Annotated in this window: 14 protein-coding genes; 12 read left to right on the top strand and 2 right to left on the bottom strand. The window is 60.2% G+C overall.

The features are described 5' to 3' along the window. Positions 1 to 651: 651 nt before the first annotated feature. The 11 genes from ACA052_RS11860 to ACA052_RS11910 all read left to right on the top strand — a co-directional run bounded on the left by ACA052_RS11860 (position 652) and on the right by ACA052_RS11910 (position 11,075). Positions 652 to 1,440, top strand: coding sequence for a methyl-accepting chemotaxis protein (locus ACA052_RS11860; RefSeq protein WP_497650310.1), 789 nt, complete (start codon positions 652 to 654; stop codon positions 1,438 to 1,440). 30 nt (positions 1,441 to 1,470) lie between these two features. After that, positions 1,471 to 1,839, top strand: coding sequence for a response regulator (locus ACA052_RS11865; protein WP_201112399.1), 369 nt, complete (start codon positions 1,471 to 1,473; stop codon positions 1,837 to 1,839). Between the two features lie 12 nt (positions 1,840 to 1,851). Then, complete coding sequence (locus ACA052_RS11870; RefSeq protein ID WP_497649834.1) at positions 1,852 to 2,181, top strand: STAS domain-containing protein; 330 nt, start codon at positions 1,852 to 1,854, stop codon at positions 2,179 to 2,181. Next, the gene (locus ACA052_RS11875; protein WP_497649835.1) at positions 2,178 to 4,382 is read left to right on the top strand and encodes a chemotaxis protein CheA; all 2,205 of its coding nucleotides are present in this window, start codon (positions 2,178 to 2,180) and stop codon (positions 4,380 to 4,382) included. Before ACA052_RS11870 ends, ACA052_RS11875 begins: the two co-directional genes overlap by 4 nt. Before the next feature lie 29 nt (positions 4,383 to 4,411). After that, the gene (locus ACA052_RS11880) at positions 4,412 to 6,040 is read left to right on the top strand and encodes a methyl-accepting chemotaxis protein (protein ID WP_497649836.1); all 1,629 of its coding nucleotides are present in this window, start codon (positions 4,412 to 4,414) and stop codon (positions 6,038 to 6,040) included. A gap of 12 nt (positions 6,041 to 6,052) precedes the next feature. Continuing rightward, entirely contained in the window at positions 6,053 to 6,577 is a 525-nt protein-coding gene (locus tag ACA052_RS11885) for a chemotaxis protein CheW (protein WP_497649837.1), read from the top strand. 17 nt (positions 6,578 to 6,594) lie between these two features. After that, positions 6,595 to 7,431, top strand: coding sequence for a CheR family methyltransferase (locus ACA052_RS11890; protein WP_497649838.1), 837 nt, complete (start codon positions 6,595 to 6,597; stop codon positions 7,429 to 7,431). Next, entirely contained in the window at positions 7,428 to 7,925 is a 498-nt protein-coding gene (locus ACA052_RS11895) for a chemotaxis protein CheD (protein ID WP_497649839.1), read from the top strand. The genes ACA052_RS11890 and ACA052_RS11895 overlap by 4 nt, the downstream gene beginning before the upstream one ends. Continuing rightward, a complete protein-coding gene (locus ACA052_RS11900) occupies positions 7,922 to 8,986 on the top strand; it encodes a protein-glutamate methylesterase/protein-glutamine glutaminase (RefSeq protein ID WP_497649840.1) in 1,065 nt (354 codons plus the stop codon). Before ACA052_RS11895 ends, ACA052_RS11900 begins: the two co-directional genes overlap by 4 nt. Positions 8,987 to 9,003: 17 nt before the next feature. Beyond that, a complete protein-coding gene (locus ACA052_RS11905) occupies positions 9,004 to 10,263 on the top strand; it encodes an EAL domain-containing response regulator (protein WP_497649841.1) in 1,260 nt (419 codons plus the stop codon). A gap of 362 nt (positions 10,264 to 10,625) precedes the next feature. Next, positions 10,626 to 11,075: a cupin domain-containing protein gene (locus ACA052_RS11910; RefSeq protein ID WP_497649842.1), complete on the top strand. Its 450-nt coding sequence runs from the start codon at positions 10,626 to 10,628 to the stop codon at positions 11,073 to 11,075. A gap of 133 nt (positions 11,076 to 11,208) precedes the next feature. Here ACA052_RS11910 and ACA052_RS11915 read toward each other — a convergent pair whose 3' ends face one another. Further along, a complete protein-coding gene (locus ACA052_RS11915) occupies positions 11,209 to 12,642 on the bottom strand; it encodes an MFS transporter (RefSeq protein WP_497649843.1) in 1,434 nt (477 codons plus the stop codon). A gap of 134 nt (positions 12,643 to 12,776) precedes the next feature. On the opposite strand from ACA052_RS11915, the gene ACA052_RS11920 reads away from it, so the two are divergent. Continuing rightward, entirely contained in the window at positions 12,777 to 13,670 is an 894-nt protein-coding gene (locus tag ACA052_RS11920; protein ID WP_497649844.1) for a LysR family transcriptional regulator, read from the top strand. On the opposite strand, the gene ACA052_RS11925 is transcribed toward ACA052_RS11920, so the two are convergent. Beyond that, positions 13,667 to 13,936: a hypothetical protein gene (locus ACA052_RS11925; RefSeq protein WP_497649845.1), complete on the bottom strand. Its 270-nt coding sequence runs from the start codon at positions 13,934 to 13,936 to the stop codon at positions 13,667 to 13,669. The genes ACA052_RS11920 and ACA052_RS11925 overlap by 4 nt on opposite strands. Positions 13,937 to 14,185: the final 249 nt, after the last annotated feature.

Raw genomic sequence — 14,185 nt, forward strand, 5'->3', positions numbered from 1 at the left:
ACCCGGTGGGTCTGGCGTACCGCATAGTCTGAATTTACGACTGCTGCGCAGCCGGACGCAGGCTTCGCCAGCTGCTACAGGTTGCGTCGCGGTTTAACAGACAGGCTTCCCCCATCCCCGGCCCGGGTACCAAAAGCCGTATAGGTTATTTTACCTAGTCGCTCCCGGTAATTGCCTCGTGGCCCCGTGCGGCTTGCCCCTCTAGACTTTACCGAAGATAGCGTGGCCTTCTGCCAGCACTCTTCGTTTTTCTGAAACGTTGCTGTGTGAGCAGCGTAGCCCCGTAAAAAAATAAAATATTGGGGTGGTCTGATGGCGCTGAATCCGACACGCAGTCCGGTGCGTAATCCTGGGTGGCTGATCGCAGGATTACTGTTGACGGTTCTGCTGTGCAGTTTCTTGGCGGACGCGTGGTGGAAAGCCGGCCTTGCCGCCCTGATACAAGGTATTTGCTACTGGTGTTGCTGGCGTCAGGCAGCCATTGCTCACGTCGAACCTGTCGCAGAGCCTGCAGAGCATGAAGACTCGATTGGTCTGCTGGCCCTGCGCAAGTTGCTGTCGAGCGTATTGCCGCTGTGGGAAAAACAAGTCGAACTGGCTCGAGCCCAGACTGAAGAGGCCGCTGACGGCCTGACTCAAAAGTTCGTCGCCATGAGCCAGCAAGTGGGGCAGACCATTGCCTTGAGTTCTGACGACAATGGCCAGGATGGCAGGTTAGAAGTCATCCGCGGTGCGCAGGTCGAGCTGCCAAAAGCCGTGACCGCCCTGGATGCAACCCAGGCCGAACGCGAGCACTTCCTGACGGAAATGCACCAACTGGGCAGCTTCGTCGACGAGCTGTTCGGCATGGCCGAAGACGTCGCCAAAATCGCCTCGCAAACCAATCTCCTGGCCCTCAACGCCGCCATAGAAGCCGCCCGCGCCGGTGAGTCCGGACGCGGCTTCTCGGTGGTCGCCGACGAGGTGCGCAAACTCTCCACGCTGTCGGGCGCCACCGGCGCGCGAATCACTGAAAAAGTTCGCATCATGGGCGGCTCCATGCACGAGCTGATCGAACATGCCGGTCAGGTGGCGGAGACCGAGCGGAGCAAGATCCGCGAAGCCGAAGGCATCGTTAATCAAGTGCTGGGTGACCTGGCCCAGGGCATCGCGCAAATGGAGCAACGCATCACGTTGTTGCAAAGCTCGAGCCGTGAGGTCGAGCACACCGTCAATCAAGTCCTCGTCGACCTGCAATTCCAGGATCGAGTCAGCCAGATCACCTCTCACATCACCCTGGATATGCGGCGCTTGCTGGAGCGGCTGTACGACGTCGCGCCGCTGGATGCCCGGGCCTGGTTGCAAGTGCTGGAGTCCAGTTACACCACGCTGGAACAAACCCGCATTCATGGCGGCGAGTCAAAGGCGCAGGTCGAACAGTCATCCGTGACCTTTTTCTAATCCTCCGAAGTTAACAACAAGGGAAACCTCATGGCAAAGACAGTGTTGATCGTCGATGACTCCAGCAGCTTTCGTCAGGTCGTCGGCATCGCCCTTCGCAATGCCGGCTACAGCGTCGTGGAGGCGTTCGACGGTAAGGATGCCCTGGGCAAACTCGACGGTCGCAAGATCAATCTGATCGTCTCCGACGTGAACATGCCCGTCATGGACGGCATCACTTTTGTCAAAGCGGCCAAGCAACTCCCGGCCTACAAGTTCACCCCGGTGATCATGCTGACCACCGAATCGGGTGAGGCCAAGAAGAACGAAGGCAAGGCTGCCGGTGTGCGTGCGTGGGTCGTCAAGCCGTTCCAGCCGCCGGTGCTGCTGGACGCGGTGTCAAAACTAATCCTGCCTTGAGGTATCCCTTTCATGGCGACGATCCAACACGCTGAAAATCACGGCCTCAGCCTGGTCGGCGAACTGAATATCTACAGCGCCGCAACGCTAAGAGCGGAACTCTTGCAAGCCCTGGAGTCTCGTCAGCAGTTGGAAGTCGACCTGGCAGGAGTCGAGGATTTCGACACCGCCGGCGTGCAGATATTGCTGGTACTCAAGACCGAGGCGGCACGCCAGAACAAGCCCCTTAATTTCGTCAGGCACTCCGTCGCCGTGTGGGAAGTGCTTGAGCTGCTCAATCTGGTCGGCGAGTTGGGCGATTCATCGCCGGTCATGGCCAGTCAAGAGGAGGGTTTCCAATGAATCTGGACAGCGCTCGCGGTGCTCTGGTGCAAGAAGGGCGTGAATTACTGGCGGCAATGGAAGAGGCGTTGCTGGCGATCGAGGACGAGGGGTTCACGGAAGAGCGGATCAATGCGATTTTCCGCGCCGCACACACCATCAAAGGCTCTGCCGGCCTGTTTGGCCTGGAGTCACTGGTCAGTTTCACGCATGTGGCGGAGAGCCTGCTGGACCAGGTCCGCACGGGCGAATTGATTGTGGAAGGTGCGATGCTCTCGCTGTTGCTGACCTGTGGCGACTACATCGGCAGCCTGCTCACGGCGGTCGAGGACGGCAGCGAGAAGCAGGAGCCCAATGCCGTGCTGCGCGCGCACTTGCTGGAGCAGCTGCAAGAGTACCTCCACCGCACGCTCGTCGATTCAGCACCTGCGATCGAACCGTTTCGTGTACTTGAACTTCCAGCCGAGAACGTTGCCGGTGACTCGGTGAACAACCAATTCTGGCATCTGTCGTTGCGGCTTTCGCCGGATGTCTTGCGCAATGGCATGGACCCGCTGTCCTTCCTGCGTTATCTGGGCAAACTGGGGCGCATCGTCCATCTGCACACGGTCACGGATCAGCTCCCCAGCGCCAGCGTTTTCGACCCCGAGAGCTGCTACCTGGGCTTTGAACTGGCGTTCGAATCGACGGCGACCAAACAGGAAATCGAGAACGTCTTCGAGTTCGTGCGGGATGACTGCCAGTTGCACATCCTGTCGCCCCATAGCCGGGTCGAAGAATACCTGCGCCTGATCGAGGCGCTCCCTGAGTCGCCGCAGCGCCTGGGCGAAATCCTAGTGCACAGCGGCGCGCTGACCCAGGTCGAGCTCGAGCGTGGATTGGCGCGCCAGCGTGACGAAGCGCCGCCAGTCACTCCGTTGGGCACGCTGCTGCTGGACGATCAACTGGTGCCCCAACCGGTGATCGCTGCAGCGCTCAACAAGCAAAAACATGTCGAAGACAAACGTGCTCACGAGCAGGTGTTCATCAAGGTTGAAGTGGGCAAGCTGGATCAGCTGATCAACCTGGTGGGCGAATTGGTGATCGCCGGTGCCGCCACCAACCTGCATGCCCTGCGGCGTGACATGGACATGCTGGAGGAGGCTGCCCAGGCAATGTCGGTGCTGGTCGAGAGCATCCGCGATGCGTCGTTGAGCTTGCGGATGGTGGCGATCGGCGAAGTGTTCCAGCGCTTTCCGCGTGTGGTGCGTGACATCTCCAAGGAGCTCGGCAAGGACATCCAGTTGGTGGTAACCGGTGCGGACACCGAACTCGATAAATCGATGGTGGAACGCCTCGCCGACCCGCTGATGCACATTGTGCGCAATGCCATGGATCACGGTATCGAAACCGCCGAAGAGCGTTTGACCACGGGCAAGGTGGTCAGCGGTTCACTGCGCCTGAATGCCTACCATGAGTCCGGCAGCATCGTCATTGAAGTCAGCGATGACGGCCGCGGCCTGGACCGTCAGCGCATTCTGGCCAAGGCGTTGCAGCGTGGCCTGGTCCAGCCGGATCAGCCGCTGAGCGATGCCGACGTCTATCGCCTGATCTTCGAACCGGGTTTTTCCACGGCCGAACAGGTGACCAATCTTTCCGGGCGTGGCGTCGGGATGGATGTGGTACGGCGCAACATCGAACTGTTGCGCGGTGAAGTCGAAGTGCTCAGCGAGTTCGGGCGGGGCACCACGGTGCGCATCCGCCTGCCGCTGACGCTGGCGATCATCGACGGTTTCCAGGTCATGGTCGGTGACGAACATTTTGTACTGCCACTGGATCAGGTGGTCGAGTGCGTCGACCTGCCGCCGCAGGACGGCCGGCATCATTTGATCAACCTGCGCGGCGAACCCTTGCCTTTCCTGCGCTTGCGCGAGCTGTTCAGCATTGCTGGCGCCTCACCCGGACGAGAAAGCCTGGTGGTTTTGCAACACGGGGCACATCGCGCCGGGCTGGTGGTGGATCACCTCGTGGGTGAGTTCCAGGCGGTGATCAAACCGCTGGGCATGTTGTTTCAGAAAAGTCGCGGTTTGAGTGGTTCGACGATCCTCGGAGACGGCCGCGTGGCCCTGATTCTGGATGTCGCCAACCTGCTCCAGCGTGCCAGTGCGTACTCGGTTGATACCTCTGGACGCCCTGCGGAAGTTGCACCTGACGTCAATCGCAGTGTGATGAATTCAATTTAAGTCGTCGGAGAGAAAGTATGCAGTGGTTCATGAATCTGAAGTTGGGTGTAAAGCTGATCTCCACGTTCCTGGTGGTTGCCCTGGTCTCGCTGATTATTGGTTTGGCCGCTGTCATCAATATTGGCAAGGTCAACGAGCTGATGACCAGCATGTACGCCGATCGACTGGTGCCGATTCGCGACTTGAACAAACTTGAAATCGAACTGGTTCAACATAACCGCCGTGCCTACGTCTCGGTAGCGCTGAACGATCCGGCCAACACGGTCCTTCAGCAAACCGAAAACAGCACATCGATGCGCAAGATCGACGAGCTGTTTACCGCCTATCGCCAGACCTCGCTGATCGATGCGGAAAAGCGCTTGATCGAACAATACGACCAACAAATGCCGGTCTATGCGGCCTCGGCAAAAGCCGTGAGTGACCTGTTGCAGGCCGATCAACTGGACGACGCCACCAAGCGTCTGCGCAGCGAAACCAAACCGGCGTTCGATGCGCTGCTGAAAACTGTCGCCAACCTGGTCGAAGTCAACAGCACCACGGCCGAAACGGTGAACAAGGAAGCCGACCAGATCGTTGCCGGCATCAACAACTTCATGATCGCGTTGATGATCGGCGGCTTCCTGCTGGCGCTGGCCCTGGGGTTGGTGATTACCCGCATGATCATGCGTCAGGTCGGTGGCGAGCCCGCTGTCGCCATGGATGCGTTGCAACGTGTCGCGGGGGGAGACCTGACGGTCGACGTGCAACTGCGCGACGGTGACAAATCCAGCATGCTTTACAGCCTGCAACTGATGGTGATTCGCCTGCGCGGGATCATGAGTGATGTGCGCATGACCGCCGATTCGCTGGCCTCCGCTTCGGAGCAGGTCGCCGCATCCTCCGAAGCCCTGAGCCAGAACGCTTCCGAACAAGCCGCCAACGTCGAAGAAACCAGCGCGTCGGTCGAGGAGATTTCCGCCACCGTGGCGCAGAACACCGAGAACGCCAAGGTCACCGACAGCATGGCCAGCCAGTCGGCCAAGGATGCGGTAGAAGGCGGTGAAGCCGTGGGGCAGATGGTCCACGCCATGCGCCAGATCGCGCAGAAGATCAGCATCATCGATGACATCGCCTACCAGACCAACCTGCTCGCGCTCAACGCGGCCATTGAAGCGGCACGCGCCGGTGATCATGGCAAAGGTTTCGCGGTGGTCGCGGCCGAAGTCCGCAAACTGGCCGAGCGCAGTCAAGTCGCGGCCCAGGAAATCGGTGGCGTGGCCAGCGATAGCGTGACCCTGGCCGAGCGCGCCGGTCAGTTGCTGGACCAAATGGTGCCCTCGATCCGCAAGACTGCCGACCTGGTGCAGGAAATCACGTCCGCTTCCCGCGAGCAAAATACCGGGCTTGAGCAAATCAACCTGGCGGTCGGCCAGTTGGCGCAGACCACTCAGGTCAACGCGTCGGCCTCTGAAGAACTGTCGTCCACTTCCGAGGAAATGAGCACCCAGGCTGTGCAGTTGCAGGAGATGATCCAGTTCTTCCGCATCGGTGACGAAAACATCAAGAACGCCAAGAAACCCCTGGCCGCGCCGCGTCGACCACAGCGGACAGACGTTATCCCCATGCGCCGTCCATCGCAGGAAGAGGCCGTCGATGAAGCAGCGTTCACTCGATTCTAAGAGGTTGTCGCCATGTCATCGCTAACCCTGCAAAGTCAGAGCCGCGCAGCGGCTCTGCAAGAAACCTTGCTGATTCAGCAGTTTCTGACGCTGACCCTGCGTGAAGAGCTGTATGCCCTGCCGATCGAGCACATTCGCGAGATCATCGAGTTCGGTGGCCTGACCGAGATCCCGATGATGCCAGCCTTCCTGCGCGGGGTGATCAACCTGCGCGGGGCGGTGGTGCCGGTGGTGGATCTGTCGGTTCGTTTTGGTCGTGAGCGCACGGAAATCGGCCGGCGCACCTGCATCGTAATTGTCGAGGTCATACAGGACGACGAAGCCCAGATGCTGGGCATCATTGTCGATGCGGTCAACGAGGTGCTGGCCGTCGAGGCCAACCAGGTGGAAACGCGACCGACCTTTGGCGCACGCATTCGCGCGGATTTCATTGCCGGCATCCTGCGCAAGAATGAAAGGTTTGTGATCGTGCTCGATATCCGCCAGGTGTTGTCGGTCGACGAAATCTGCGAATTGGTTGGTTTGGCCTCGGCCTGAAAACAGGGAAAACATGCATGGACGTCGTTAACGCAGTCACCGGTTTGAACTCGAGCATCAGCGATCAGGAGTTCAGTCTGTTCCAGCGGTTTTTTCTTGAACAGATCGGGCTCCAGCTGACCTCGGTGAAAAAGCCGTTGCTGTGTGGACGGTTGTCCAAACGACTGACCGCACTGGGGCTGGACAGCTACCGCGCCTACTACAACCTGCTGGTGTCGAAGTCAGGGAGCGAGGAACGGGAAACTGCAATCGACTTGATCACCACCCATGAAACCTATTTCTTCCGTGAGCCCAAGCATTTCGAACTGCTGCAAAACAAGGTGATTCCAAGCCTGCACGCCAGTCCCGAACTACGCGTGTGGAGTGCTGCGAGTTCGACGGGGGAGGAGGCCTACACCCTCGCGATGATTCTGGACAGCTTCCGCTCGCCCAAACCCTGGTCGATCACGGCGTCCGATGTCAGTCGCCAAGTGCTGATCAACGCTCAGCGGGGGTTATACCCGATGAGCCGCGGCGAGCGTATTCCGCCGCAGTATTTGAAGCGCTATTGCCTGCGAGGCAATGGCCGCTACGCGGGGTATTTCATGGTCGAATCGGCGCTGCGTGCGCGCGTCGACTTCGTGCCTGGAAATCTCACACAGTCTGAGAGCGCCCTGGGTTTATTCGACGTGATTCTGCTGCGCAATGTGCTTATTTATTTTGACCCTGCGACCAAGTTGCAGGTGCTGCGTAACGTGATGGAACGCTTGAAACCAGGAGGGTGGCTGATGGTCGGCCATTCTGAGTCCTTGCACGACACCCGCTTGCCACTGGAACTGATCATGCCATCGGTTTATCGCAAGGTCTGCGCATGAGCGAAAAACTGTTCATCAAACCCGGAGGCTGGTTCTTCGGCGGAGGCAACTGTCAGGTCGAAACCGTGCTGGGCTCTTGCGTCACGATCACGCTCTGGCATTCGGAGCAGAAGCTTGGCGGGTTGTGCCATTTCATGTTGCCTACCCGTTTGCGCGATGCCTTGCAGACCCTGGATGGGCGTTATGGCGAGGAGGCCATTCTGTGGCTCAAGGGCCAGGCGTGGGCCAATGGCCTGGATATCCGCGACTGCGAAGCCAAGCTGTTTGGCGGGGCGCAGGCGCTGGTCGGGACCAACGGGCACCACGCCGTGGGCCGGCGCAACATTCGTTTCGCCGAAGATTGCCTGCGGGCCGAAGGGGTGCGGGTGGTCAGTTGTGACCTGGGCGGGCAGGGCCATCGCTACCTCAGGTTTGACCTTGCCAATGGCGATGTTTGGGTGCGCCATGGCGCACCGTTGGCATTGCCCGCGCATTGGGGGAAGAAGGCGCTATGACCATTAAAGTAATGATCGTCGATGACTCTGCGGTGATGCGTCAGGTGATGCAGGAGTTGTTGTCCGGCCATAAAGACATTCAGGTCATCGGTACGGCAATGGATCCGCTGATTGCCTTGCAGAAAATGCAGGGCAACTGGCCGGACGTGATTGTGCTGGACGTGGAAATGCCGCGCATGGACGGCATCACCTTCCTGCGGCAGATCATGCTGAGCCGCCCGACGCCGGTGGTGATTTGTTCGACGCTCACCGAAAAGGGCGCCGATGTAACACTTCAGGCACTGGCTGCCGGCGCGGTCGAGGTCATGGCCAAGCCGACCATGGGCCTGCGCGATTTCCTTCAGCAAAGCGCCAATGAACTGGTGACCGCCATTCGCACGGCCGCCCAGGCTCGTCCTCGTCAAGGCCGGCCTGTCGCCGGGAGCGAACCGGTGCCGGTCAAGTTGACGGCCGATGCCTTGCTGCCGACGCCCTCTGGGCTGACGAGCCTGCGCACCACGCAGAAAATTGCGGTGCTCGGCACGTCTACCGGGGGCACTCAGGCCTTGGAAGCGGTGTTGCGCGAACTGGGCATTACCTGCCCCGGGATCGCTATTGTCCAGCACATGCCGGAACGCTTTACCCGCAGTTTCGCCGAACGCTTGAACTCGCTGTGTGCGATTGAAGTGCGTGAAGCCAAGGACGGTGACCGGTTGTTGCCAGGCCTGGCGCTGATTGCACCCGGCGGACGGCACATGCTGATCAAGCGCAGCGGCGCGCAATATTACGTCGAGGTCAGGGACGGTCCGCTGGTCAGTCGGCATCGGCCTTCGGTGGATGTCCTGTTTCGTTCTGCCGCGCTGCAGGCCGGCAGTAACGTGCTGGGCGTGATCATGACCGGCATGGGCGACGACGGCGCTCGCGGCCTCAAGGAAATGCTTGAAGCGAAGGCCCGAACGTACGCGCAGGACGAGGACAGTTGTGTGGTGTTCGGCATGCCCAAAGAAGCCATCAAGCTGGGAGGCGTCGAGCAGACAATAGCGCTCGACGCCATTCCCGCGCTGTTGATGGGTTGGCGTTGAAACAGGGGGATTCAGCTATGCAATCGAGCGTCAGTCCAAAGCACATCCTGGTCGTTGACGACAGTCGGGTACAGCGCGAGTTTGCGGTGGATCTGTGTTTGCGTCTCGGCGCGACAGATATTCATCAGGCGGACGATGGTCACCAGGCCATCGCCCTGTTGCAGCAAATACCGCAGATCGAGGTGGTGATCCTTGATCTGGAAATGCCGGGCATGGATGGCGTGCAGGTGCTGCACGAACTGGTCCGGCTAGGCATGGACCCGGCCGTGATCGTCGCCAGCGCGCGCGAAAGCGTATTGCTGACGGTCGTGGAAAGCATGGGCAAGAGCCTGGGTGTCAAGTTGTTGGGGGTGTTGCAAAAACCGCTGACACTCAACCAGCTGGCTTCAAGCCTCGGCCGTTTTGCCGCCGTGCAACAGCGTGACGCCTTGCAGACCATGGCCGAACTGGGACCGGAACTGACCGCCGAGGAGATCAATGTCGCGTTGAGCGAACAGCAGTTTTGCGCCTATTTCCAACCCAAGGTGTCGTTGCTTGACGGTCGTCTGAGCGGTGTCGAAGCACTGATCCGCTGGCAACATCCCCAGCATGGCTTGCTGCAGCCGGGGCACTTTCTCGACCTGATCGAGCGCACCGAGAACATGTCGGCCATCACCATGCTGATGCTCGACCTGTCGTTGCGCCAGTGCCAGCAATGGCACGCCGAGGGCCTGAAAATTGGCGTGTCGATCAACCTGTCGGCGCGCTCGCTCGCCGACTCCAGACTGGCCGACGCCATCATCGAACGTGTGGCGGCCAGCGGTATCGCTCCGCACTATCTGATGCTGGAAATCACTGAAAGCGCACTGATGACGGACCTCGCGATCACCCAAGGGACATTGGCACGTCTGCGTCTCAAAGGCTTCGGTCTGTCAGTCGATGATTACGGCACCGGTTTTTCCTGCATGCTGCAGTTGTCGCGGGTCCCCTGCTCCGAGTTGAAGGTCGACCGCGCCTTCGTCAATGGCGCGAGCGAGAACGTCCATTTGCGCATTCTGCTGGAAAGCGCAATAGACATTGCCCGCCGGTTAAAGCTCAAGGTCGTGGCAGAAGGGGTGGAAACCCAGCAAGACTGGGCGCTATTGCGTGAACTGGGGTGCGATGAGGTTCAAGGCTACTTCATTGCCAAGCCCATGCCGGGTGAAGCACTGCTGCTGTGGTGGAGCGCCAACCAGCAGCGCGTGCAGAAACTGTTGAAGCCTGAAGGTTTGCTGCGGCGTATTTTCGGTAGCGTTTGAGATAGCCGCCCTGAGACCTATGAGCGTCGCTGAATCCCTGTGGACACACAGCCTGAGTTCACACAGATCAAATGTGGGAGCGGGCTTGCCCGCGAAGGGGCCGTGTCAGTCAATATCAATGTTGACTGGCACACCGCCTTCGTCGGAACGCCGCCCGGAGCAAGCCCGGTTCCACAAGGGATTGGCGGTGCACACCCATTCCAGTGCTTGTATCTGAACGTATCCGCCAAGCCTCCAGCTAACTTCAAATACAAATCCCCGCCTGTATGACATGTACGTGATACATGAAAGCCTCCCAATACAGGCACCGCATTTGCGGCAACCTCCGCGCCGTCCTGCCGCGCACACCCTGGAGAAATGCCATGTCCCGTTTCAACACCCGCCATATCGTCGCGCTGGCTGCCGCCGCAGCACTGTCCGTGTTCGCGAGCGTCTCACAAGCCGAAGACGCGAAGGCGCCCGATCAACCCCCTGCGGCAAAAAGCTGGCAGGCAGGGCTCCACCGCACGGACCTGGTCCGCCGGGATCTCGGCGTCGCCGGGCAAGAAGTCATCCAGGTACGTGTCGATTTCGATGCCGGAGTGGTATCTCCCAAACATTCCCATCCAGGGGTGGAAGTGGCGTACGTGATCAGCGGCACGTTTGAATATCAACTCGAAGGGCAGCCAGCAGTGACACTCAAGGCCGGCGACTCTTTGTACATCCCTGCCGGCACGGCACATGTCGCGAAGAATGTGGGTGGCGGCAATGGTTCGGAGTTGGCGACGTACATTGTGAAGAAGGGCGAACCGCTCGTTGTAATAACGCAATGAACGGCCATCGTAGGAGCGAGCTTGCTCGCGATAAACGCTAGAACGCCACGTTTAACCTGTGGCCACGCGTTATCGTTTACGAGCATCGCGAGCGAGCTCGCTCCTACAGTGATTCTGCCCAGGCGCCAATCCCCTAGCTTCTGGCGCCTGCTGTGAGCGTCATTGCCCGGGTGCCAATCGCAAAGACGCAGCCGATACCGATCACCATCAGCGCCACCGCAAACGTCATGCGCATTCCACTGGCAACCGCTTCCGGTTGCGCCGTACTGATGTCGGCCGCCGCCGAAGCGAAGGCGAACACCGCGCCCATCGCGGAGGCGCCGGTGATGAGTCCCAGGTTGCGTGACAAATTGAGCAGGCCCGAGACGACGCCTCGCTGGTCCGGTTCAACATCGGTCATGATCGCCGTGTTGTTGGCGGTCTGGAACAGGGCGTAGCCGAGGGTCATGACGATCATGGGCGCGACGTAGCCGCCGATGCCGAACGTTTGCGGCGTTACTGCCAATGCCAGGCAACCCGCCGCCATGGCGAGGAGTCCGACAAGGATCATGCGTCGTGCGCCCATCCGGTCGGCCATACGGCCCGCGGGTACACCGGTCAGCGCCGCGACAAATGGCCCGACCGACAGAACAATCCCCACCACAACCGCATCCAGCCCGAGCCCGCGGGAAAGATAGAAGGGACCGACCACCAGTGTCGCCATCATCACCGTTGCAACGAGCGTGCTCATGGCCAGGCTCACGCTGAGCAGCGGATCACGGAACATCGTCAATCGCATCAACGGCGAGGCGACTCGGGCTTCGGTGAAGATGAAGAGGCCGATACCCACGCAGGTCGCGCCCAGCAGCGTTACGTTCAGCCAGCCAACACTGCCGCGCCCAAGGGTCATGGCCAAGGCATACGCCGCCAGTGTCAGCGCCAGCAACAGAGTGCCCACTGCGTCGAAGCCGGCACGTCCGGCCTTCGGTTTTTGGCGATCAGCGGGCAAATAACGATGCGCGAGCAGCCACGTCAGCAGCCCCAGCGGCACCGTGATCAAGAAGATCGCCCGCCAGCCGAATCCGGCAATCAGCAGGCCGCCAAGCGTCGGCCCCATCGCGGTACCCATTGCCGACATCGTTCCCAGCAACCCCATGGCGCTACCGGTTTTCGCCTGTGCGACCGTCTCGCCGACGAAGGCCATGGTGAGCGCCATCATGATCGCCGCGCCGAGCCCTTGCAGCGCCCGCGCCGCAATCAATAGCCCGAGCGTGGGCGCGGCACCGCACAGCGCCGAGGCCAGGGTAAACAGCCCGATGCCGGTCAGTAAAAGGCGACGACGGCCAGTGAGGTCGCCGAGCCGACCGACGCTGACGATCAGCGTGGTAATGGCGAGCAAATACGCCAGCACGATCCACTGCACGTCCTGGAAAGAGACGTGAAACACCTGGGCCAGGGTCGGCAAACCTACGTTGGCGATGCTGGTGCCGAGCGAGGACAGCAACATCGACAGCGCAAGGCTGGCCAGCGCCCATCGAACGGTCGGTGGCGTTTGTACGCGGTCCGCGAGAGCAATAGTCGGCTTCATCATTTCCCTCTTTTCTGAGCACTCCCAAACCGGAGCTATCGGAAATCTACGCCCGGGCCTAACATGGCGGAAGACGCATCAGTTGCAGGTTATTGATGCGTTGAACGCCACACCAAAATCTTATGGGGCGCAGCATGTCCATTCCCGATCTCAATTTGTTGGTCACCCTTGACGTGCTGCTCGCTGAAGGCAGCGTGGCACGCGCCGCGAAGCGGTTGCGGCTGAGCCCGTCGGCGATGAGTCGGGCACTGGCGCGCTTGCGTGAAACCACCGGGGATCCGCTGCTGGTCAGGGCCGGGCGCGGTCTGGTGGCTACGCCGCGAGCGCTCGAATTGCGCGAGCGGGTCAGTCAACTGGTGCAGGACGCAGAAGCGGTCCTGCGTCCGGCTGAGCAGCCCGATCTCACGCAGTTGGTGCGCACCTTCACGCTGCGTACCAGTGAAGGGTTCGTCGAGAATTTCGGCGCGGCGCTCATTGCCCGCGTCCGTGAGCAAGCACCGGGTGTACGGCTGCGTTTCATGCATAAACCGGACAAGGACAGCGCGGCACTGCGTGACGGCACCGTGGATCTGGAAACAGGTGTGGTGGGGAAAGCGGCTGGCCCGGAGTTGCGCACGCAAGGCTTGTTCCGCGACCGTTTTATCGGCGTCGTACGCAGCGGGCATGCGCTCAGCGAGGGTGAGATCACGCCCGCGCGTTACGCGGCGGGCGGCCACATTAGTGTGTCGCGACGGGGACTCGATAAAGGGCCTGTCGATGAAGCGCTGGAGTCGCTTGGACTGACGCGGCAAGTGGTGACCATCGTTGCTGGCTTTTCAACGGCGCTGGCGTTGGCCCGATCCACTGACCTGGTCGCCAGTGTTCCCGAGCGGCACACCGCCAATCTGCGGGCGGGGATGCACAGCTTCACGCTGCCGTTGACCTTGCCGGCGTTCACCGTCGCCATGCTCTGGCATCCTCGGCTGGATGCAGACCCTGTGCACCGTTGGTTACGCGGTTGTCTTCGAGAGGTCTGCGCAGTCGCTTAAAAGGTGAATTGATGCGCCGAACGTGACGCGGCGCTGGCCATTTCAATCTCCGACAGATGGTCAAGCAGCACATCGTTCAAGAAACGAAACTGATCATTGAGACCGACCACTTCGTTGTTGAAGTGGTGGCCGGCTGCCGGTATCAGCATGGCTTCGAACTTTTTGTCGAACACCAGCGTCAACACTTTACGTGACTCGAATTGCTGCGAGTAATAGTTGGTGCCAAATACCGGGAAGCTCACGGAGAGGCTGACGGCGTGGATCATGATGCGTGCTCCTCGGTCAGGACGAACCAGGAAAACACACTCAACGTGACGGCTGTCAGGGCCAGGCAGGTCAGGAGATGGATCAGCATGATTCGTCCCTCCAATACGGGGTTTCGTGTCGGGTTGAGATGAATCCTACGCTGACGGTTGTTGGGCGGAAGGCATTCGCGGCGATGGTGAATATCGACATAAGTGATGGTGGATCTTCGTTGTCTGATCGGGCCTCTTCGCGAGCAAGCCCGCTCCCAC

It is taken from the genome of Pseudomonas sp. LBUM1644 (assembly GCF_059716195.1).